A 20,330-nucleotide genomic window follows, 5' to 3' on the forward strand; every position below is an offset into this window, starting at 1 on the left:
CATTATGGTGGTGACGAATTGTGTATCGATTAAAACAGACAATTAAACAAAAGAGTGGACGCGAAAACTTTTTACAAACAGTTAAAGTCGAAAAGATTTTAAAAGGGAATCGCACGTTTTTAAAATACGATGAAATGCTGAACGGAGAGACTGTTCCAGTTATTTTAAGTATAGAAGACGACGTCGTGCGTATTATGAGAAGCGGTCCAGTGACGATGAAGTTCCAATTCGTAAAAGGCAAGCTGACGGACACTGTCTATGAAACAGTCGCAGGGCGCCACCGATTTAAAGTGTATACGACTGAAGTTAAAACGGCTGAGGACGAGGTCTTTATCTCGTATAAGTTATTTGAAAACGATGAAATACTAGGACATTATAAATATCATTTAAAGAAAGAGGCATAATATGGACTTAAAAGCGCATTTAGTAACGGTGATTGAAGACGCACTCAAACAATCCGAATTAGTAGAAGAAATTCCATACATTAAAATTGAAATCCCAAAAGATAAATCAAACGGAGATTTCTCAACGAATATCGCAATGGCACTCACGCGTACGTTAAAGCGTAATCCACGTGAAATCGCAGAGGAAATCGTTCAACATATCGATAAAGAAAAAGGCGATATCCGTGAAATCGACATCGCTGGACCAGGGTTCATTAACTTTAAAATGAACGAAGGCTCCCTCACTAAAATTATCGATGAAGTCCTCGATAAAAAAGAAAACTACGGACGTAGTGAAAAAAAAGACGTAAAAGTATTATTAGAATTCGTTTCTGCGAACCCAACAGGGTCACTCCACGTCGGTCACGCAAGAAACGCAGCAGTCGGTGATACGTTAGCAAATATTTTAGACTACGCGGGATACGACGTCACGCGTGAATACTATATAAACGACGCGGGGAACCAAATTCATAATTTAGCATTATCTATTAACGCAAGATACTTTGAAGCGTTCGGAGAGCCGTTAGAAATGCCTGAAGACGGCTACCGTGGTAAAGATATTAAAGCGATCGGAGAACGTCTAAAAAACGAACATCCTGAATATAAAGATTTAGATGAAAAAACACGCATCTCTAAATTTAGAGCGCTCGGTGTCGAATATGAAATGGCGCAATTAAAACAAGACTTACAAGACTACCGTGTATCATTTGATAACTGGTTTAGTGAAACGTCACTATACGAAAAAGGTGAAGTCGAAGAAGCGTTAGAAATTATGACGAAAAATGGTCATACGTATGAAGCAGATCAAGCGATCTGGTTAAGAACGACGGACTGGAAAGACGATAAAGACCGCGTCCTCAGAAAAACGGACGGTACATACACGTACTTCATGCCAGACATTGCGTACCATTACGACAAATTAAGACGTGGTTATGATTTATTAATCGACTTATTTGGTGCAGATCACCACGGTTACATTAACCGTATTAAAGCGTCGATTGGTGCGCTCGGTGAAGACCCTGAGAAACTACAAGTAGAAATTATGCAGATGGTCCGTTTAATTCAAGATGGCGAAGAAGTTAAGATGAGTAAACGTACAGGAAATGCGGTGACGTTAAGAGAGTTAATGGACTTAATTGGTGTCGATGCTGCACGTTACTTCTTAGCGATGCGTAGTGCAGACACGCCGTTTGATTTTGACTTAGATTTAGCTTTATCAGAGTCGAGCGAAAACCCGGTCTATTACGTTCAGTATGCACACGCGAGAATTTGTAGCATTTTAAAACAAGCAGAAGAAGTAGGATTTAACTTAGATAGAAGCAAATCACTAGACGTGATCACGCACCCTCAAGCACTTGAGTTATTAAAGCAAGTCGGTAACTTTAAGCGTACGATCGAAAGTGCGGCTGAAGCCCGCGCAAACCATAGAATTACAAATTATGTCGAAACACTTGCATCAGAATTCCACAAATTCTACAACCAAGAAAAAGTGCTCGGCGAAGACAAAGAAAAAACATACGCGTATTTATTAATGATTGAAGCGGTACGTCAAACGATTGAAAACGCACTGACAATCATCGGCGTGAGCGCACCAAAATCGATGTAAAACTAAATATAAGTGAGGTATTTGTCTATGAAGCGTGTTTTATTACTAATAGCAATTTTTATGTTATCTGCATGTAGCCAAGAAGATGATTCGAGTTTACGTATCGTATCACTTATCCCGAGTAACACGGAAATCGTAAATGAGCTTGTCGGTACGGATTACTTTGTCGGTATTTCATCAGTAGACAATTATCCAGAGTCTCTAAATGACAGCGACATCGCCAAAATCGATAGTTTTAACATCAACCCTGAAGAAGTAATTCAGTTAAAACCGACACATATTATTTCACACGAATCTATAAGTGAAAGTGCGAAAGCTGAAATTGACCAAATCGTTGAAGCAACGAATGCAGAATTACTCGTCATTAACGATGCGAAAACGCTCGACGACGTATTTGAGTCAATTAAACAGATTGGTGAGTTTTTAAATGTATCAGATAAAAGTGATGTACTCGTTGAAAAAATGAAAGATGAGCGTGAACAACTCATTGAACAATATAAAAATACCGATGAAAAAACAGCGTTTGTGTTAATCACTACGCCACCTGACATTTACGTCGCAGCCAATGATACGTTTATGAGTAGTGTGTTAAATGACATTAACATCGTAAACGTGTTCGACGACTTACAAGACTTCCCGATGGTCGATGTTGAAGCGGTCGTTGAAAGAAGTCCAGAGTACCTCATTTCTGCAACAGGTATTTCCAAAGAACAGGTGAGTCATGTCGTAAACGATGAGAAAGCATTTAAAGACATGCCGTTTACAGATGAAGAAAAATTATGTGTACCAAATGTCGATGAAATCTCTCGACCAGGTCCACGTATTCTTTCAGCGATGAAAGACATTGCGGAATGTGTCCATGAATAAACAATATGTAGCGCTTGCGAGTATACTCATTGGAGTTATACTCGCATCTTTAGTTATCGGGACAATTAACGTATTTGAGGGGCATTTTAATATCGTGTATAGTATTCGGCTTCCGAGAATTTTATTTGCGGTGCTTGGAGGCGCGGTACTGTCTATTTGTGGTGCGGTATTTCAAATTTTACTAAATAACCGTATGGCAGATAGTTTTACGCTCGGTATGGCAAACGGTGCAGTCATCGGTGCGGCAATCGCGATTTATATTAGTGCATCGTTTTACTTCATCCCGTTATTTGGTGTCGTCGCGGGACTCATCTCACTATTTTTAGTGCTTTTTATCGCAAAGCAAATCGATTCAATGTTGAGACCAGAAACACTCGTCATTACAGGTGTATTATTTTCGACGTTGTTAAGTGGTGTGTTATACATCATCATTATGCTCGATCCGACGAAAACGAAATCGATTGTACAATTTATGTTCGGTAGTTTTTCAGGTAGCCGGTATGAATATATTACGATTGTTTTTATTTGTTTTATAATCAGTCTTATCGTGTTATTTAAATCATCACGAGACCTCGACTTACTGACGCTTGGTGAATTACGTGCGTTTAGTCTTGGTGTAGACGTTTCTAAATTACGACTAAAGTTACTGATAGTAATGGCGATTCCGTCACTCGTACTACTTAGTTTTACAGGCATTATCGGCTTTATAGGAATCATCGTGCCACAAATGATTCAGTACATTCGACCAAGAAAAGCAAAAGAGCTGTTTATATTATCAGGATTTTACGGTGCGATTTTACTCGGTATTGTCGACACAATCGCGCGAACGATTTTGTCACCGATTCAACTTCCAACCGGCGTCTTACTTAGTATTTTTAGTGTGCCACTTATATTATTTTTAATGTATAAGAGATTTCTTCAAAAGACGATATAAAACATGATAAAATTATTATAAAAGGGGAGAATCTTATGAAGCACATTTCAATCGAAGATATTTTTAACATCAAATCCGTGAGTGCGCCAAAGGCGATTCCTGGACATGGTGTGACGTATTACGTCACAACGATAAACGAAAAAGATAACAATTACGTCACGCATCTACACGAAGCGACAGAGCTCGGCTTAAAGCAGCTGACGTTCGATAAAGGACGCATCTCGCAAGTCGATCATTCTAACGACGGGAACTTAACGTTATTTGTCGCTAAAGGAGATAACGATAAGCCACAAATCTTTTTATTAAGACGTACTGGTGGGGAAAGAGAGCAGTTAACGTCTGAAGACGAGGGCGTATCAGAGCCGCGTTTTTCTAACGACGGCACGGCAGTATTTTATCATGTAAATGTTAAAGAAGAAGACGACAAAAAAGAAGACGATGATAAGAAAGACGACAAAAAGCAACCCGTACATATTACGAACATGAAATACAAAATCGACGGTGCACCAGGACCGTTTGGTTATGTACCTGAAAAGAAGCAAGTCGTTAAGAAAATAGATATCGACACACGTGAAGTTGAAACCGTTTGCTCTGGTGAAGCGGATTATTCGTTTATGGCAGAGTTATCTGACGGCATCATTTACACGACGAATGAAAGTGACGACCCGGACTTCAATTTTACGAACACGCTATACGTTCGTCGTAACGGCGAAGACAAAGTCGTAACGCTTCAAGACAAATCGGTATACGGTGTTGAAGTGTCAAAAGATGAAAAACACGCGTTACTTTTAACGACAGATTATAACTATAAAAACGCAGCACACTTAACTATTGAGTTATTATCACTTGACGACTTTACGTTGACAGACGTTACTCGTAAACTCGACCGACCGGCTGGATCAGCAGTCGTTCAAGACGTTCAACAATCTGAAGAATCACGCGTCGTTAAGTTTGTATCGAACAAAGAATTTGTATTCCTGCTGTCTGAAGATGGTGCAGTGAATCTTTATAAAGGGAACATCGACGGAGAAGTTCGACCGTTACTTCAAAGTGAGCACAACATTTTCGGAATGGACGCTAGTGATGATACGGTATATTTAACGATTTCTACACCAGTATCACCGAGTGAGTTATATCAGCTCGATTTAGGCAATGAAACACTGACGCAACTCACTGAAGTAAACAAAGAATTCGTCGACTCAAAGGAAATCGTTGAGCCAGAATCGATTCGCTTTAACAGTTTTGACGATGAAGAAATTCACGGTTGGTTTATGAAGCCAGCTGGATTTAAAGATGGAGAAAAATATCCGCTCGTTGTGAACGTGCACGGTGGACCACACGCGTTTTACGCACATACATTCTTCCATGAAATGCAAGTGTTAGCAGGACTCGGATATGCAGTATTATTTACAAATCCACGTGGGTCTCATAGTTACTCTCAGAAGTTTGTCGATCACGTACGCGGAGACTACGGAAATACAGATTATAAAGATGTGATGGCGTCAGTCGATTACGTATTAGACACATACGATTTTATCGATGAAAATAGACTCGGTGTAACTGGCGGAAGTTACGGCGGATTTATGACGAACTGGATCGTTGGACATACAAACCGCTTTAAAGCTGCCGTGACACAGCGTTCGATTTCAAACTGGATTAGCTTTAGAGGCGTATCAGATATCGGATACTACTTTACAGATTGGCAAATTCAAGCAGGCGTCGATGACATCGACACGTTATGGCACCATTCACCGCTTAAATATGTCGACAATGTAGAAACGCCGTTACTCATTTTACACAGTGAGTATGACTTTAGATGTCCAATCGAGCAAGCGGAGCAGTTATATATCGAACTTAAATATCGTAAAAAGACAGCGGAATTTGTTCGCTTCCCTGATGCGGACCATAACCTTTCAAGAACGGGTCTTCCACATTTAAGAGTTAAACGTCTTGAATATATGACAGATTGGTTTAAAAAATATTTAAATGAGGAGAATCATTAATGAATCAAAAAGCACATAGTCTTACAGAAACACTAGAAACGGATTACGCGATTATTACAAATCCGATGAACGTATTTTACTTTTCAGAGGCTAACCTTAGCCCACACGAGCGTCTACTCGCACTCATCATCGATAAAGAAAATAAACAATCGACGATTGTCTATCCAAAACTCGATGAAGAAACAGTGAAGAGAGATGCTACAGTAGATGTGTTAAAACCACATAAAGACGGTGAAGATGCATTTCAATATATATTTGAAAGCATTCCTGAAGGTAAAACGATTGGTGTTGAGGGCGATCATTTAACGTATGACCGATATAAACGTCTACTTGAAAAGTATGATGATGAAAACATCAAAGATATTTCAAATACGTTAAGCGAACTACGTGGTATCAAAAATGACGAAGACTTAGTACATCTACAAGACGCTGTAAAAATTACAGAAGACACACTCAAAGAGTTATACAATATTACTGTTGAAGGTAAAACTGAAATGGAAATTGCTGACTTTTTAGTTGCGGAATTTAAAAAGCGCGGTGCAGTTGGGCCATCATTCGGACCAACAGTGCTTGCAGGTAGTAAATCAGCACTGCCACATGGCGATTCAGGAGACCGTGTTATTAAAAAAGGTGACTTTTTACTCATCGACTTCGGTATCGTCACAAAAGAGAATTACGTTTCAGACATGACACGTACGTTTTTCATCGGTGAACCAGATGAAAAACAACGAGAAATTTATAACTCAGTGTTAAACTCAAACTTAGCAGGTATTAAAGCAAGTACAGTCGGTACGAAGTTTAGTGACATCGACAAAGCGTCGAGAGACGTTATTGAAAACGACGGCTACGGAGAGTACTTTACGCATAGAGTCAGTCACGGACTCGGTCATGACTTACATGAAAGACCTTCTGTAGACGACAATAACCACGACGAACTAAAAGAAGGTAATGTTATTACGATTGAACCAGGTATTTACATCGAAGGATACGGCGGAGTCCGTATTGAAGACGCGATATTTGCATCAGAAGAAGGACCAATCGTCATAAATGAATTTAAAAAAGATATAGATTCAATGATTTTAAAATAGAGTGAGGGTAAATTATGGCTCAGAATACAAGAATAGAATCTGATTTCCTTGGTGAAAAAGAAATATCAAACGATGCATATTACGGATGCCAGTCTTTACGTGCAAAAGAGAATTTCCCAATTACAGGACATACGTTAAATATCGATTTAATTCGTGCATTAGCGATGGTTAAAAAAGCTGCAGCAATCGCAAACTATAAAACAGGCCAATTAGAAGAAGATAAAAAGAACGCGATCGTTCAAGCGTCTGAAGAGATTATTAACGGTGAACATATCGATCACTTTATCGTCGATTCGATTCAAGGCGGCGCTGGTACGTCAATGAATATGAACGCAAACGAAGTGATCGCAAACCGCGCGCTTGAAATTCTCGGTAGAGAAAAAGGAGATTATGATTATATTTCTCCAAACAACCACGTAAATATGGCACAGTCGACAAACGACGCTGTACCTACTGCGATCCACTTAGCGATTATGATGCGCGCAGAGCGACTGCTCGACGTAATCGAACATATGGAAGAAGCGTTTAAAGAAAAGTCAATCGAGTTTGATGGCTACATTAAAATGGGGCGTACGCATTTACAAGATGCGATCCCAATTCGTCTTGGCCAAGAATTCGGAGCATATGCTCGTGCGATTGGACGCGATAAAAAACGTATTCGTCATACGCTTGAAGATTTAAAAGAAGTAAATATCGGTGCGACAGCTGTCGGTACTGGTCTTAATGCGAGTGTTGAATATATCGAGCACGTCGTTAAAGAGTTAAGCGAAATTTCAGGATATGACTTAGTTTCTGCAGATAACTTAGTCGACGCAACGCAGTTTACAGATAGTTATGTACAAGTGTCTGCAAGCTTAAAAATTATGATGACGAACATGTCAAAAATTGCAAACGACATTCGTATGATGGCGTCTGGACCAAAAGCTGGTTTATATGAAATTAAATTACCAGGACGTCAACCAGGTTCATCGATTATGCCAGGTAAAGTGAACCCGGTAATGCCTGAGATGATCAACCAAGTGTCGTTCCAAGTATACGGAAATGACTTAACTGTATCACTCGCGTCAGAAGCGGGACAGTTCGAGTTAAACGTTATGGGACCAGTGCTCGTCTATAACTTATTACAGTCTATCGACATTATGCATAACGGATTTAAAGCATTCACAGATTACTGTGTTGTCGGAATTACGCCAAACAAAGAAATCATGGAAAACTACGTCAACGAATCACTCGGAGTCATCACGGCGCTCGTACCACATATCGGTTACAAGCAGTCATCAGAACTCGTAAAAGAAGCACTATTAACAGGAAAAGGTGTGCGTGAACTTATACTCGAGCACAGCATCCTCACAAAAAATCAGCTCGATCACGTACTCAACCCTTACGAAATGACAAATATCGGTATATCAGAATTACCAGAAGCATAGGGGAATGTTATATTCAATTGTATAAGATGACTTAACACTCAAAATGTGTTACAATGTGATACACGAAGGGGGAGTGTTTTAAATGCCTACAGTTACTGTTAGACTTAACAATGAAGAAAACAAGCTATTCAATGAATATGCAGAGATTCATGATATGCCTCTATCAACAATATTAAAAGAAACTCTTAAAGAGAAGATGGAAGACGACTACGATATGGCTTTAATCAAAGAATATGAGCAAAATGATAACACTTCTGAAGTCACGTATACACATGATGAAGTTAAAGATATCTTAGGTTTCTAATGAAATACCAAGTTATATACAGTAAAAGAGCAGTTAAAGAACTGAAAAAATTAGATAAATCTCAAAGTAAGCTTTTAATTAGTTGGATAGAGAAAAATTTAAAAAACACTGAAAATCCTAGAAAGCATGGTAAAAATCTAAAAGGTGTTCTAAATGAGTACTGGAGATATCGTGTAGGAAAATACAGAATAATATCTATTATTGATGATAATAAAATTATTATTAATATTATCTCGGTAGGTCATCGATCAAATATATATAAGTAATACAAAAATATGGCAAGGTCTAAATAAATTAGGCCTTGTCATTTTATTTCCTAAAAATAGTTGTAAAGGCTTACATTAAATATTATAATAGCAATATATTTATAAAACTTATGTTAGGGGGAATTCACATGGATTTTCTTGATAATTTGGTAGCGTTTTTATTAGATCTCGTATGGAGTAAACCTCTCGTTTATGGGCTTTTACTAACGGGGATTTTATTTACGCTTATGTTAAAGGTGTTCCAGTTGAGACACTTTAAGGAAATGGTCCGTTTAATGTTTAGAGGAGAAAACTCGCCGAAAGGGATTACAAGTTTCCAAGCACTTTCTCTATCACTAGCGGGACGTGTTGGTACTGGTAACATTGTCGGAGTATCTACAGCTATTTTCATCGGTGGACCTGGTGCGGTATTTTGGATGTGGGCAACAGCGTTTTTAGGTGCGAGTACAGCATTCATTGAATCGACACTCGGACAAATCTATAAACGTGAAGAACGCGGAGAATACCGCGGGGGACCTGCGTACTACATGGAGTACGGTATTAACAATAAGTTCGGTAAGATTTTAGGGATTACCTTTGCGATTGTAACGGTAATTGCAACAGGACTGTTACTACCAGGGGTACAATCAAACGCAATCGCGTCAGGATTACATAACGCATGGGGCATCCCACACTGGATTGTCGGAGCAGTTCTTGCGATTTTACTCGCTTTAATCGTATTCGGCGGATTAAAATCTATCGCAAACGTTGCAACAGCAATCGTGCCATTCATGGCAATTATTTATATTTTAATGGCAATTGTCATTATCGTAATTAACATTGCAGACGTACCTGCGATGTTCGCACTAATTTTTAAATCAGCATTTAACTTAGAAGCAACGTTCGGTGGTATTTTAGGTGCGATGATTGAAATTGGTGTAAAACGTGGTCTTTATTCTAACGAAGCAGGACAAGGAACAGGACCACACGCTGCAGCTGCTGCAGAAGTTTCTCACCCTGCAAAGCAAGGGTTAGTACAATCATTCTCAGTATATATCGATACGTTATTCGTATGTACAGCAACAGCGCTCATCATTTTACTGTCAGGGACGTATAACACAACAGACGGTGAAACGTTAGCAGACGGTCGTCCTAGCTTACTATTTGACGGTGAAGTTTACGTTCAATCTGCAGATGGCTCAAGAGATTACTCAGGAACAGCGATGTACGTTCAAGCAGGGGTAGACAAAGCATTTGAAGGCGCATCATATGTCTTTGATCCAACATTTGCAGGATTAGGATCTAAATTCGTTGCGGTCGCATTATTCTTCTTTGCATTCACAACGATTTTAGCTTACTCATATATGGGAGAGACAAACATCTCCTACCTAACTCGGAACTTGAGTGATAATGGTACAAAAGTTGCCATCAACTTTGTACGTGCATTACTCATCTTCGCGACAGTGTTCGGTACAATTCGTACGGCAGCACTTGCGTGGGACTTCGGGGACTTAGGTGTTGGTATGATGGCTTGGCTAAACTTAGTCGCAATATGGATCCTGTTTAAACCAGCCGTACGGGCACTAAAAGACTACGAGTCACAGATGAAAGAAAAAGGTTCTGGAAACTACGCGTTATATTCACCTTCTAAAGAAGAAGTACCAAACGCAGTATTCTGGCAACATGATTACCCAGAGCGTCTAAATAAAACAGGTGAAATTGAAACGTTTAACGAATGGAAAACAAATAAAAAATAATCGTATTTAAAATGAAGAGCTTGAACACAACAGAATGTTGTTTCAAGCTCTTTTTATATTCATCTAAGTGTAGTCGGTTCTTTTATCTTTTAAGTGAAACAATGATAAAATGAATGTAATGATAATGGTGGTGATGATATGGATCTACGTGCGTTTTTTAAAACATATTATAAAGATGATATGCTGTACCGTGCACTCATTTGGTACAATACGGAGTTTTCTACGGTCGATGATTTTGTCGAATTTAAATTACAGAAACTAAATAATGGTGAAGAGATTCAGACACTCGTTCACTCGCTATCTATGGCTGAAGTTAAGCTGGTAGAACGTTTAAAAATGGAGAATGAAGGTCAAGACATCATTTATGTTGAAGAGAGTGAAGAACTTCTTCCGTTAAAAGAGTTTCAGTATATCATCGATACATCTGAAGGCTCTGTTACTCATTTTGATATCATAAAGAAAATTTATGACACATTGCTCAGTGAAGATTTAATTAGTGATGTAAAGATGATGTTAGATGATAGCGATATTGAGACGCCGAGTGATATTTATAAATTAACACCGATTTACACAGGTAATATTTTATGGTTGTATGATAATTTAACGAGTCGACATTTACGAGATATCATTCGAAAATTAAATATCACACATTATGGATCGTATAAAGATAGCTTTATTGAAACAGTCGTGAATTATTTAACGACGAAAGAATATATATCGCACGCACTCAGTCTCTTACCAAACGAAACAGTGCTACAGTTAAAAGAAAATGCAGAGAAGAACATTCATGTGTATGACAATAAAACGATGTGGCAAGAAGCAAAGTCACTTGGGATTTTGGTACAAGTCCACCGCGATTATTTAGTCATGCATGAAGGCGTCTTAAATACTCTAAAAGACGTTGATATTAGCAGTATCACGTCGGTCGACGAAAGTAAATATTTTAACGGCTATGAATTATTATTAGTTATCGATCAAATACCATCGATTACGAGAAATGTCATTATTCCGACGCGTTTAAGCGGTCGAGAATTGATTGAAATTATAAAAGAGAGCTTTATTTGGAATAATAATGGGAGTTACATTTCGTTTAACGGGCAAAAGTTTTACGAAAATGGTGACGGTATAGATGCATCGTTTATACAAGTTGATGCTATGTTAAAAGCACATCCAATGTTTACGTTCCATTATAAAAGTGAAGAACTATATAAAGTGAATGTATCACTCATTAAAACCGTGACGACAGAACATTACGCACCGCGCGTGATTTCTCATTCAGGTGAGACTCCGATAGATAACGTTGGAGATATCGATAAAGTAAAATCGATGCTAGAAATACTTTCACGTCCAGACCATATCGACTATAACGTCGTGTATGAACGCGCACGTACAAGGAATTATCGAGAGCGTTATCCGATTACAGCAATAAACGCACATATCGCAAAAATCATCCACCAAGAACGACCGTATTACGAAAAGAGGAAATACTAACATGGATCTCGCAACGTTTTACAACATGTATTTAACAGATGTTCATCTTAAAAAGATAGGTGAACAAGGGACGAATTTATATAAATTAATCGATGAAAAAATCGAAGAGGCAATGAGTTATCAATACTTATCGATACTATCAGAATCACTCACGCCAGACGAAATCGAGTTGATTACACGATTTTCAAACTTTCACCATGAGTCAAACGTACAAGTTGTGCCGTTTGATTTAGAAAAATATCCGTATCTAACTTTTAACCATCATCTATTGTTTATTGGTGAAGGTGAAGGTGTCATTCATGAAGAAGTTATAGATGGTATATTACGAAGTTTTGGTAGACAAATCGAACTACCAACAGTGAGAGAAGATATCAATCTTAAAAATGTTGACTTAAATCATGCAGAGTATACAACAGCAGTGAACTTATTTGAGTATCCAATTATTGAATATTACAATATGCTCACTCGAGAAGAGCAGCTATATATGATTGCGAGTTATTTAAATATAGAATTCGATGAAACATTGACACGATCACAATTAATTAATATGATCAGTAAACACTTAACAAATAGAGATGTTTTAAAACTAATATTAGAAACGATGGAAGAAAAAGAACGTCACGCATTTTCACAAAAAATCGAAGCGGGTGAAATTCTATTTACGATGGAAGAGTATCCGTGGGAAGAAGTGATGATTTCTGGACTCGTGATGCCATATCAACCAGGAATCGCGATTATTAACGCGTCGATTTATGATATTTTAAAAAATGCAAATTAGAAAAAACGGAGGGCATATTATGAGTCTTAAAGAGAAATTATTTAAAAAGCTTGAAGAAAAAGAAGACAAGATGATCGACATCCGTCGTCATTTACACCAGTATCCGGAACTATCTTTTAAAGAAGAAAAAACAGCGCAATTTATAGCGGATTTCTATAAAGATAAAGACGTAAAAGTGACGACACATGTAGGAAATGGTTACGGAATTATCGCTGAAATTAACGGTAAAAATAAAGGAAAGACGATTGGACTTCGTGCAGATTTCGACGCACTACCAGTGACTGAAGAAACGGACTTGCCGTTTAAATCTAAAAATGAAGGTGTCATGCACGCGTGTGGTCACGATGCGCATACTGCGTATATGTTGATCCTTGCAGAATCTCTTTATGAGTTAAGAGATGAATGGGACGGTACGATTAAAGTTATTCATCAGCACGCTGAAGAGGTGCCACCAGGCGGAGCGAAGTCTATTGTAGAATCTGGTATTTTAGACGATTTAGATGAAGTATACGGCGCTCACGTTTTCCCAATGTTCGACACAGGGGTCATCCAATTTGCGACAGGTAATGCGATGGCAGGATGCTCAAACTTTGATTTAGTTATCCAGGGAAGCGGAGGTCACGGTGGGCTACCACATAAAACGAGAGATGCACTCGTTGCTGCGAGTTATTTTATTACAAACATTCAAACGATCGTATCTAGAAATATGAACCCGTTAGATATGACGGTTATCTCAATTACTTCTTTCGAGGACGCTACTGGTGGTTATAACGTCGTACAAGACAAAGTAACACTCCGCGGAACAGTGCGTTATTTACAAGAAGAAAATAAAGAATTTATCTATGAAAGATTTAAAGATATGGTGAAAGGATTAGAAGTCGCATTTGATGTTGAGTGTGACTTAAACTATGACTTCCACTTCCCAGTGTTATATAACCATCCAAAAGAATCTGAACACGTTAGAGAGTTACTGAAAAATAGCATTGGAGATTATTTAACAGACGTACAAGTGACAGAACCACTTACAGGATCTGAAGACTTTGCGTATTATTTACAAAAAGCACCTGGAACGTACATTAATGTCGGTGCAAAACCAGACGGTGTTGAAGTTGCATATCAAAACCATCATCCGAAATTTGAGATTAATGAACAAGCGTTACTCATATGTGCGAAGTCTATCGGAGAAATTACGGTAGATCGTATAGAGGCGTAATTATGAATGCTCAGGTTTTATCCTGAGCATTTCTTATATAGGAGGTAGATTCATATGACAGGATTAGAACTCGCAAATAGTTTACCGATTTGGATATTTGCAACGGTTATTATCGTCGGGGTTATTTATCAAGCAGTTAAATTTTTACAGTTATCTAAAAAAGCCGCAAAAGAAGAAGGACTTACAGACCGTGAAATAAAAGCGGCAATGAAAACAGGTGCGATCACTTCGATCGGACCGTCTGTCGGAATTATTATCGTCGCGGTATCTTTAATCTCTTTAATTGGTAATCCATTTACGATGATGCGTATCGGTATTATCGGTTCAGCACCAATTGAACTGACAGGAGCTGAAATTTCTGCTAGAACTGCTGGCGTTGAACTTGGTTCGACAGGATTCACACCAGAAGTATTTACGCTAGTCGCGTGGACGTTATGTATCGGTGGTACGGGTGGGATGATTTTTACGTTATTCTTCACACGTTCTTTAGAAAAGATTAAAAACAAAGTGTTCGAACGAAAAAATGGAGAATATTTAATGACAATTATCGCAAGTGCTGCGATGATTGCAATGTTCGGATCATTAACTGGTGCTGAAATGTTAAAAGGATACTTACATATCGTTGCGGCGGTCGCAGCGATTATCGCGAGTATCGTCATTAGTTATTTATCAAAGAAAACTGAAAAAGTATGGCTAAAAGAATGGTCGTTAGGTATTTCTATCGTCGTCAGTTTAGCTGTTGTTTATTTCTTAGTATAGGGGTTGAAATAGTATGGATAAATTTAGAAGAGAGTCTCATAAATACGGACGTTTAACACTTACATATGGTGTTTTAGTATGTATGTCATTACCGCTATACTTATCATTTATTGCTGGGCATCACCCAGGGTTTTCACTTATATTTACATCGTTATTTTCATATGTATCAATCATTGGAGTGCTCTGGTTTTTAGAGCCGATTATGTACTTCCCAGTACTCGGTGTACCAGGGACGTATATCGCATTTTTCTCAGGAAACATTTCTAACATGTGTTTACCAGCTGCTGCAGCATCTCAAGATGCGGTCGGTGTTAAACCAGGGACAGACAAAGGGGAAATTGTTGCAACACTTGGTATAAGTATGGCAAGTCTTGTGAACAAAATCATTTTAATACCTGTAATACTATTTGGATTATGGTTGTTAACGATTATCCCAGAAAGCGTACAAAATATATTTCCGTTTGTATTACCTGCAATATTTGGAGCAGTACTTGCACAATTTGCAATGAAATTCCCGCTATATGGAATATTCGCGCTCGCAGTTGGACTTACTGTCCATGCGTTACCAATTCCTTTATTTTTAAAAAACGTGACATGTATCATCATCGTTTTAACGATTATGATATTAGTAGAGCGCCGTAAAAAGGTAGAAGAAGCGTAGGTGATTATAATGCGTGTGTTTACTAAAAAACGTAATAGAATTATGGCCAAATAGAGATAAAGATTCTTACAAAGGAAGTTTTGGTAACGTAGGAATAATTGTTTAGGAGAGTCGAAGGTACATGTTAAAAATGAAGAAAGAGTGAAAGCGACTGAGTGAATGATTAGAAATTGAAAAGTATTAACAAAAAATTAGCGCATTGATAGCCCGTGTATAAAAGGATATAATTATTTTAATAATTATTAAATTTCGGAGGAAAAAATGGAACAGACAATAGATCTAGAAGACCTACTAAAAGTTATTAAAAAGAATTTATTTTCAATCATCGCTTTACCATTATTATTTGGGATACTTGCACTAATAATTTCAATGTACCTAATTATACCTAAATATGAATCAACGACTCAACTTCTAGTCAATCAAAAAGAGACTCAAGATACTATGCTTTCTCAGCAAGTGCAATCGAACTTACAACTCATCAATACATATTCAGAAATTATAAAAAGCCCACGTATTTTAGATGAGGTATCTAAACGGTTAGATAATCGATATTCTATAAATGAAATTCAAGAGATGCTAAAAATAACGAATCAGTCTGATTCACAAGTTTTAAACATCAGTGTAACGAGTGAACATAGTGAGTTATCTAATGTAATAGCGAACACAGTAGCAGAAGTCTTTAGTGAAGATATAGAAAACATTATGAATGTCGATAACGTGTCAATTCTTTCTGTGGCTGAGGGAAAAGGTGAGCAAGTTGAACCAAGAACACTTGTTAACGTTGCTGTTGGAATGTTTGTAGGATTCATATTAGCGGCACTAATTATTTTCTTAAAAGAAGTACTTGATAAGCGTATTAAAAGCGAAGAACATGTCGCAGATTATTTAGATTTACCAGTACTTGGTAGTATAGAAAAGGTGAAAAAGTAATATGGCTAAGAAAAAACAAAAATTAAACCCATTAGAAACATATGAACATCCGAAATCTGTATTGAGTGAGAAGTTTAGAGGAATACGTACTAATATCACGTTTTCTACTGCTGAGGGTAATATTGATAGTTTAGTAGTAGCAGCAGAACGTCCAGATGCAGGAAAGTCAACAATTACTTCAAATGTAGCAATTACATACGCACAATCTGGAATGAAAACATTAATTATTGACGGAGATATGAGGAAGCCTACTCAACATTATCTGTTCCAAGAGCCGAATGCACGTGGACTATCTACAGCAATCGTTGAAGGAGAGCCTATTGAACACTACGTCATACCGACTCGTGTAAATAACTTAAGTTTACTTACAGCGGGGCCAATACCACCGAACCCGTCAGAGTTAATTGCTTCGGAACGCTTTGAAAAAATCTTTGAGGAATTAAAAAATAAGTACGATATGGTAATCATTGATACCCCGCCTATACTTACTGTTACAGATGCTCAGTTATTTGCTAAATTAACGAAAAATGCTGTACTTGTTATTGATGTGAGTGAAAACAATCGTAATGAAGTTATTCGAGCTAAGGAATTAATTGAGAAATCAGGAGCAAAAATACTTGGCGTCATTTTAAATAAAGCGACGTTAGATCAGTCTACAAGCAGTTACTACTATTATTATGGAGAAGAATAATGATAGATATACATTCACATGTTTTAGTTGGTATTGATGATGGACCTAAAAATTTAGAAGATGCGATTGAACTTTTAAAGCAAGCAAAAAATGAAGGTGTAACTGATATTATCGTTACACCTCATCATTTACATCCGAATTGGGATAATGAAGCAAAAAAAGTTTATGAAGGACTCGAATTTCTTAAAGCTCAAAAAGAAGCTCAAGATATCGGTATAAATTTACATCCTGGACAAGAAATAAGAATTAAAGATGAATTGTTTAAAGAGTTAGATTCGAATCAGGCGATTGCTTTAGCGAACTCTCAATATATCTTAATTGAATTACCATCAGGTCATGTACCATCTTCAACAAAGCAGATTATATTTGAGTTACAAAAAAGAGGGTACATACCGATTATTGCACATCCAGAAAGAAACAAAGCAATTGCGAACGATTTAAAGTTACTATATGAACTTGTGAATAATGGTGCACTCGCTCAACTGACGACAGTTTCATTGAATGGTGGTTTAGGTAAAAAACTACAACAAGTAAGCTTACAAATGATTGAACATAATTTAGTACATTTTATAGCTTCAGATGCACATAATGTTGAAACACGTCCGTTTATAATGGAAAGTTTATTCAGCAATAAAAAGTTGAAACCCTATCATGATGAAATGAATCAAATGATCAAAAATGCTGAAAGTCTTTTAAATAATGAAAGAGTTTATACGAACCGACCAGAAGAACCTACACAACGAAAAAAGTTTTTAGGTATTTTTTAATGTAAAAAGGAGATTTCTATGAACCTGTCTTCTATTAAACTTAGAGTTTTTATACTTATGCTTATAGATTCATTAATTGTAACTTTTTCAATTTATTTAAGTTACTACATTCTCGAACCATTTTTCGAAGGATACTCATTAAGAAAAATATTATTACCGGCAATAATATTATTAGTGAGTCACCATGTGTTCGCTTATATTTTTAATTTATATCACCGAGCGTGGGAGTATGCGAGTGTTAACGAACTCATACTTATCGTAAAAGCTGTGTCTGCATCGATGATAACTACAATTGTATTAGTCTCGGTATTAACAGCAACAACACCATTTTTAAGATTATACTTTATAACATGGATGATGCATCTATTATTAATCGGTGGTTCAAGGCTATCTTGGAGAATTATTAGAAGACAGTTTTTATCAGACAAAGATACTGTAAAAATACCAACACTTGTCGTCGGTGCTGGAAGAGGTGGATCATTACTCATTCGTCAAATGCTTACAACTCCTTATATGGGTATGGAACCAGTAACAGTTGTAGATGATGACTTAAATAAGCAAGGTATGTCGTTAACGACAGGCGTAAAAGTACAAGGTACAGTCGAAGATATACCCTCTCTCATACAGAAATACAAAATAAAAAAAGTAATTATTGCGATACCGTCATTAAAAAACAATCGCTACAATGAAATCGCAAAAAAATGTGAAGGTATGGGTGTTGAAGTCTTAAGAATGCCTAACATTGAAGAAGTTATGGCTGGGCGTATTGAAGTCAGTCAACTAAGAAAAGTAGAAGTCGAAGACTTACTTGGAAGAGCCCCAGTAGAGCTTGATATGGCAATGATTTCAAAGCAGTTAACAGGTAAAGTTGTATTGATTACTGGTGCTGGAGGTTCGATAGGTTCTGAAATTTGTAGACAAATTAGTAAGTTTGGACCAGAAAGGATTATTCTTTTAGGACACGGTGAAAACAGTATATACTTAATACATAGAGAACTCACTGAGCAATATGGAGAAGCAATCGACATCGTGCCAATAATTGCTGACATTAAAGACAAAGAGCGAATGGAAAAAGTTATGGAGAAATATAAACCATTTGCGGTCTACCATGCAGCAGCGCATAAACACGTACCACTTATGGAATACAACCCAGAAGAAGCGGTACAAAACAACATCTTTGGAACAAAAAATACGGCAGAAGCTGCTAAAAAAGCAGGAGTAAGAAAATTTGTCATGGTTTCAACAGATAAAGCAGTCAACCCACCAAACGTTATGGGTGCAACAAAACGTGTGGCAGAAATGGTCATCCAAAGTTTAAACGATGAAGATGGTACTACAGACTTTGTAGCAGTCAGATTCGGAAACGTTCTTGGTTCAAGAGGATCAGTCATCCCACTATTTAAAAAGCAAATAGAAGCGGGTGGACCAGTAACAGTGACACATCCAGAAATGACAAGATACTTCATGACTATACCAGAAGCATCACGGCTTGTACTACAAGCAGGTGCACTAGCTGAAGGTGGAGAAGTATTCGTTCTAGATATGGGTGAACCTGTAAAAATAGTAGATCTCGCGAGAAAAATGATCCGTTTAAGTGGTTATAGTCAAGAAGAGATTGGAATAGAATTCACTGGTATTAGACCTGGTGAGAAACTATTTGAAGAACTGTTAAATGAAGATGAAATACATCCAGAGCAAGTGTATGAAGGAATTTATAGAGGGAAAGTTGAAGAAGTTAACGTTCAAAACTTACTAAAATTTATAGAAGATATAACTCATGAATTTAATAAAGAAAAGATTATTGCTTTTGCTAATAAGGAGGATATCATATATGAGAGTAATTAATATGGTTAAATATCATCTTTATCCCAATATAGTAAATGCTTTTTTATATATATTTCCAAATTCAAAATTAACTACTAGGCTAAGAGGAAAGCTCTTCAGTTTACTCTTTAAAAAGTGTGGTAAAAATTTACAAATTGCAAGTGGAGTCATTATAAATATGCACCGTAATATTGAGATTGGTGATAATGTTTATATCGCTCATAATGTATGGCTTAATGGAACTGGTGGACTTAAAATTGAAGATAACGTAGTGGTCTCGCCGAATGTAATAATTGCTACTACTAAACATTCAAGAGTCGATAATATGGTAAGTAATACAAAATCCACTAATTCTCCAATTAAAATTGGTAAAGGGGTTTGGATAGCTGGGAACTCTACTGTCTCAATGGGGGTAAAGATTGAGGATGGTTGTATAGTATCTGCTAATACCTTAGTAAATAAAGATATTACACAAAAAAACGTCTTGGTAGGTGGAGTTCCAGGAAGAATAATAAAAACACTAAATGATAAGGATTAAAGAA

20 protein-coding genes are annotated in these 20,330 nt (G+C 37.2%); all 20 read left to right on the forward strand.

What is annotated here, in order from left to right; all coding sequences use genetic code 11:
* The first annotated feature begins 20 nt into the window (after window positions 1-20).
* The 20 genes from HMPREF3177_RS06585 (at window position 21) to HMPREF3177_RS06680 (ending at window position 20,326) form a co-directional block, all read left to right on the forward strand.
* Window positions 21-404, forward strand: coding sequence for a YwiB family protein (locus HMPREF3177_RS06585; protein ID WP_070457920.1), 384 nt, complete (start codon window positions 21-23; stop codon window positions 402-404).
* A 1-nt stretch (window position 405) separates the two neighbouring features.
* The gene (argS, locus tag HMPREF3177_RS06590; RefSeq protein WP_070457922.1) at window positions 406-2,049 is read left to right on the forward strand and encodes an arginine--tRNA ligase; all 1,644 of its coding nucleotides are present in this window, start codon (window positions 406-408) and stop codon (window positions 2,047-2,049) included.
* A gap of 27 nt (window positions 2,050-2,076) precedes the next feature.
* Window positions 2,077-2,916, forward strand: a complete 840-nt coding sequence (locus tag HMPREF3177_RS06595) for an ABC transporter substrate-binding protein (protein ID WP_070457925.1) — start codon at window positions 2,077-2,079, stop codon at window positions 2,914-2,916.
* The gene (locus tag HMPREF3177_RS06600) at window positions 2,909-3,850 is read left to right on the forward strand and encodes a FecCD family ABC transporter permease (RefSeq protein ID WP_070457928.1); all 942 of its coding nucleotides are present in this window, start codon (window positions 2,909-2,911) and stop codon (window positions 3,848-3,850) included. Before HMPREF3177_RS06595 ends, HMPREF3177_RS06600 begins: the two co-directional genes overlap by 8 nt.
* Before the next feature lie 35 nt (window positions 3,851-3,885).
* Complete coding sequence (locus HMPREF3177_RS06605) at window positions 3,886-5,853, forward strand: S9 family peptidase (protein ID WP_070457931.1); 1,968 nt, start codon at window positions 3,886-3,888, stop codon at window positions 5,851-5,853.
* Window positions 5,853-6,941 (forward strand): M24 family metallopeptidase, encoded by a 1,089-nt coding sequence (locus tag HMPREF3177_RS06610; RefSeq protein WP_070457934.1) that lies wholly within the window; start codon window positions 5,853-5,855, stop codon window positions 6,939-6,941. The genes HMPREF3177_RS06605 and HMPREF3177_RS06610 overlap by 1 nt, the downstream gene beginning before the upstream one ends.
* Window positions 6,942-6,955: 14 nt before the next feature.
* Window positions 6,956-8,368, forward strand: a complete 1,413-nt coding sequence (gene aspA / locus HMPREF3177_RS06615) for an aspartate ammonia-lyase (RefSeq protein ID WP_070457938.1) — start codon at window positions 6,956-6,958, stop codon at window positions 8,366-8,368.
* A gap of 82 nt (window positions 8,369-8,450) precedes the next feature.
* On the forward strand, window positions 8,451-8,672 hold the full coding sequence (relB, locus tag HMPREF3177_RS06620) for a type II toxin-antitoxin system RelB family antitoxin (RefSeq protein WP_068129445.1): 222 nt from the start codon (window positions 8,451-8,453) through the stop codon (window positions 8,670-8,672).
* On the forward strand, window positions 8,672-8,938 hold the full coding sequence (locus tag HMPREF3177_RS06625) for a type II toxin-antitoxin system RelE family toxin (RefSeq protein WP_068129443.1): 267 nt from the start codon (window positions 8,672-8,674) through the stop codon (window positions 8,936-8,938). The genes relB and HMPREF3177_RS06625 overlap by 1 nt, the downstream gene beginning before the upstream one ends.
* Before the next feature lie 128 nt (window positions 8,939-9,066).
* Entirely contained in the window at window positions 9,067-10,674 is a 1,608-nt protein-coding gene (locus HMPREF3177_RS06630; RefSeq protein WP_070457942.1) for an alanine/glycine:cation symporter family protein, read from the forward strand.
* Window positions 10,675-10,812: 138 nt separating this feature from the next.
* Complete coding sequence (locus HMPREF3177_RS06635) at window positions 10,813-12,165, forward strand: IS1096 element passenger TnpR family protein (RefSeq protein ID WP_070457944.1); 1,353 nt, start codon at window positions 10,813-10,815, stop codon at window positions 12,163-12,165.
* A gap of 1 nt (window position 12,166) precedes the next feature.
* Complete coding sequence (locus HMPREF3177_RS06640) at window positions 12,167-12,943, forward strand: hypothetical protein (protein ID WP_070457947.1); 777 nt, start codon at window positions 12,167-12,169, stop codon at window positions 12,941-12,943.
* 19 nt (window positions 12,944-12,962) lie between these two features.
* Window positions 12,963-14,156: an amidohydrolase gene (locus HMPREF3177_RS06645; protein WP_070457950.1), complete on the forward strand. Its 1,194-nt coding sequence runs from the start codon at window positions 12,963-12,965 to the stop codon at window positions 14,154-14,156.
* Between the two features lie 54 nt (window positions 14,157-14,210).
* Entirely contained in the window at window positions 14,211-14,915 is a 705-nt protein-coding gene (locus HMPREF3177_RS06650; protein WP_070457954.1) for a DUF5058 family protein, read from the forward strand.
* A 13-nt stretch (window positions 14,916-14,928) separates the two neighbouring features.
* Window positions 14,929-15,576: a small-conductance mechanosensitive channel gene (locus tag HMPREF3177_RS06655; protein WP_070457957.1), complete on the forward strand. Its 648-nt coding sequence runs from the start codon at window positions 14,929-14,931 to the stop codon at window positions 15,574-15,576.
* Window positions 15,577-15,837: 261 nt separating this feature from the next.
* On the forward strand, window positions 15,838-16,506 hold the full coding sequence (locus tag HMPREF3177_RS06660; RefSeq protein WP_070457962.1) for a Wzz/FepE/Etk N-terminal domain-containing protein: 669 nt from the start codon (window positions 15,838-15,840) through the stop codon (window positions 16,504-16,506).
* 1 nt (window position 16,507) lies between these two features.
* Window positions 16,508-17,197 carry a polysaccharide biosynthesis tyrosine autokinase gene (locus HMPREF3177_RS06665; RefSeq protein ID WP_070457966.1) on the forward strand — a complete coding sequence of 230 codons (690 nt, stop codon included), beginning with the start codon at window positions 16,508-16,510 and terminating at the stop codon, window positions 17,195-17,197.
* Window positions 17,197-17,964 carry a tyrosine-protein phosphatase gene (locus HMPREF3177_RS06670; RefSeq protein WP_070457969.1) on the forward strand — a complete coding sequence of 256 codons (768 nt, stop codon included), beginning with the start codon at window positions 17,197-17,199 and terminating at the stop codon, window positions 17,962-17,964. Before HMPREF3177_RS06665 ends, HMPREF3177_RS06670 begins: the two co-directional genes overlap by 1 nt.
* 18 nt (window positions 17,965-17,982) lie before the next feature.
* Window positions 17,983-19,809: a polysaccharide biosynthesis protein gene (locus tag HMPREF3177_RS06675; RefSeq protein ID WP_070457972.1), complete on the forward strand. Its 1,827-nt coding sequence runs from the start codon at window positions 17,983-17,985 to the stop codon at window positions 19,807-19,809.
* Complete coding sequence (locus tag HMPREF3177_RS06680) at window positions 19,796-20,326, forward strand: acyltransferase (RefSeq protein WP_070457975.1); 531 nt, start codon at window positions 19,796-19,798, stop codon at window positions 20,324-20,326. The genes HMPREF3177_RS06675 and HMPREF3177_RS06680 overlap by 14 nt, the downstream gene beginning before the upstream one ends.
* Window positions 20,327-20,330 lie beyond the last annotated feature (4 nt).

It is taken from the genome of Nosocomiicoccus sp. HMSC09A07 (assembly GCF_001808485.1).
Taxonomy (GTDB): Bacteria; Bacillota; Bacilli; order Staphylococcales; family Salinicoccaceae; genus Nosocomiicoccus; species Nosocomiicoccus ampullae_A.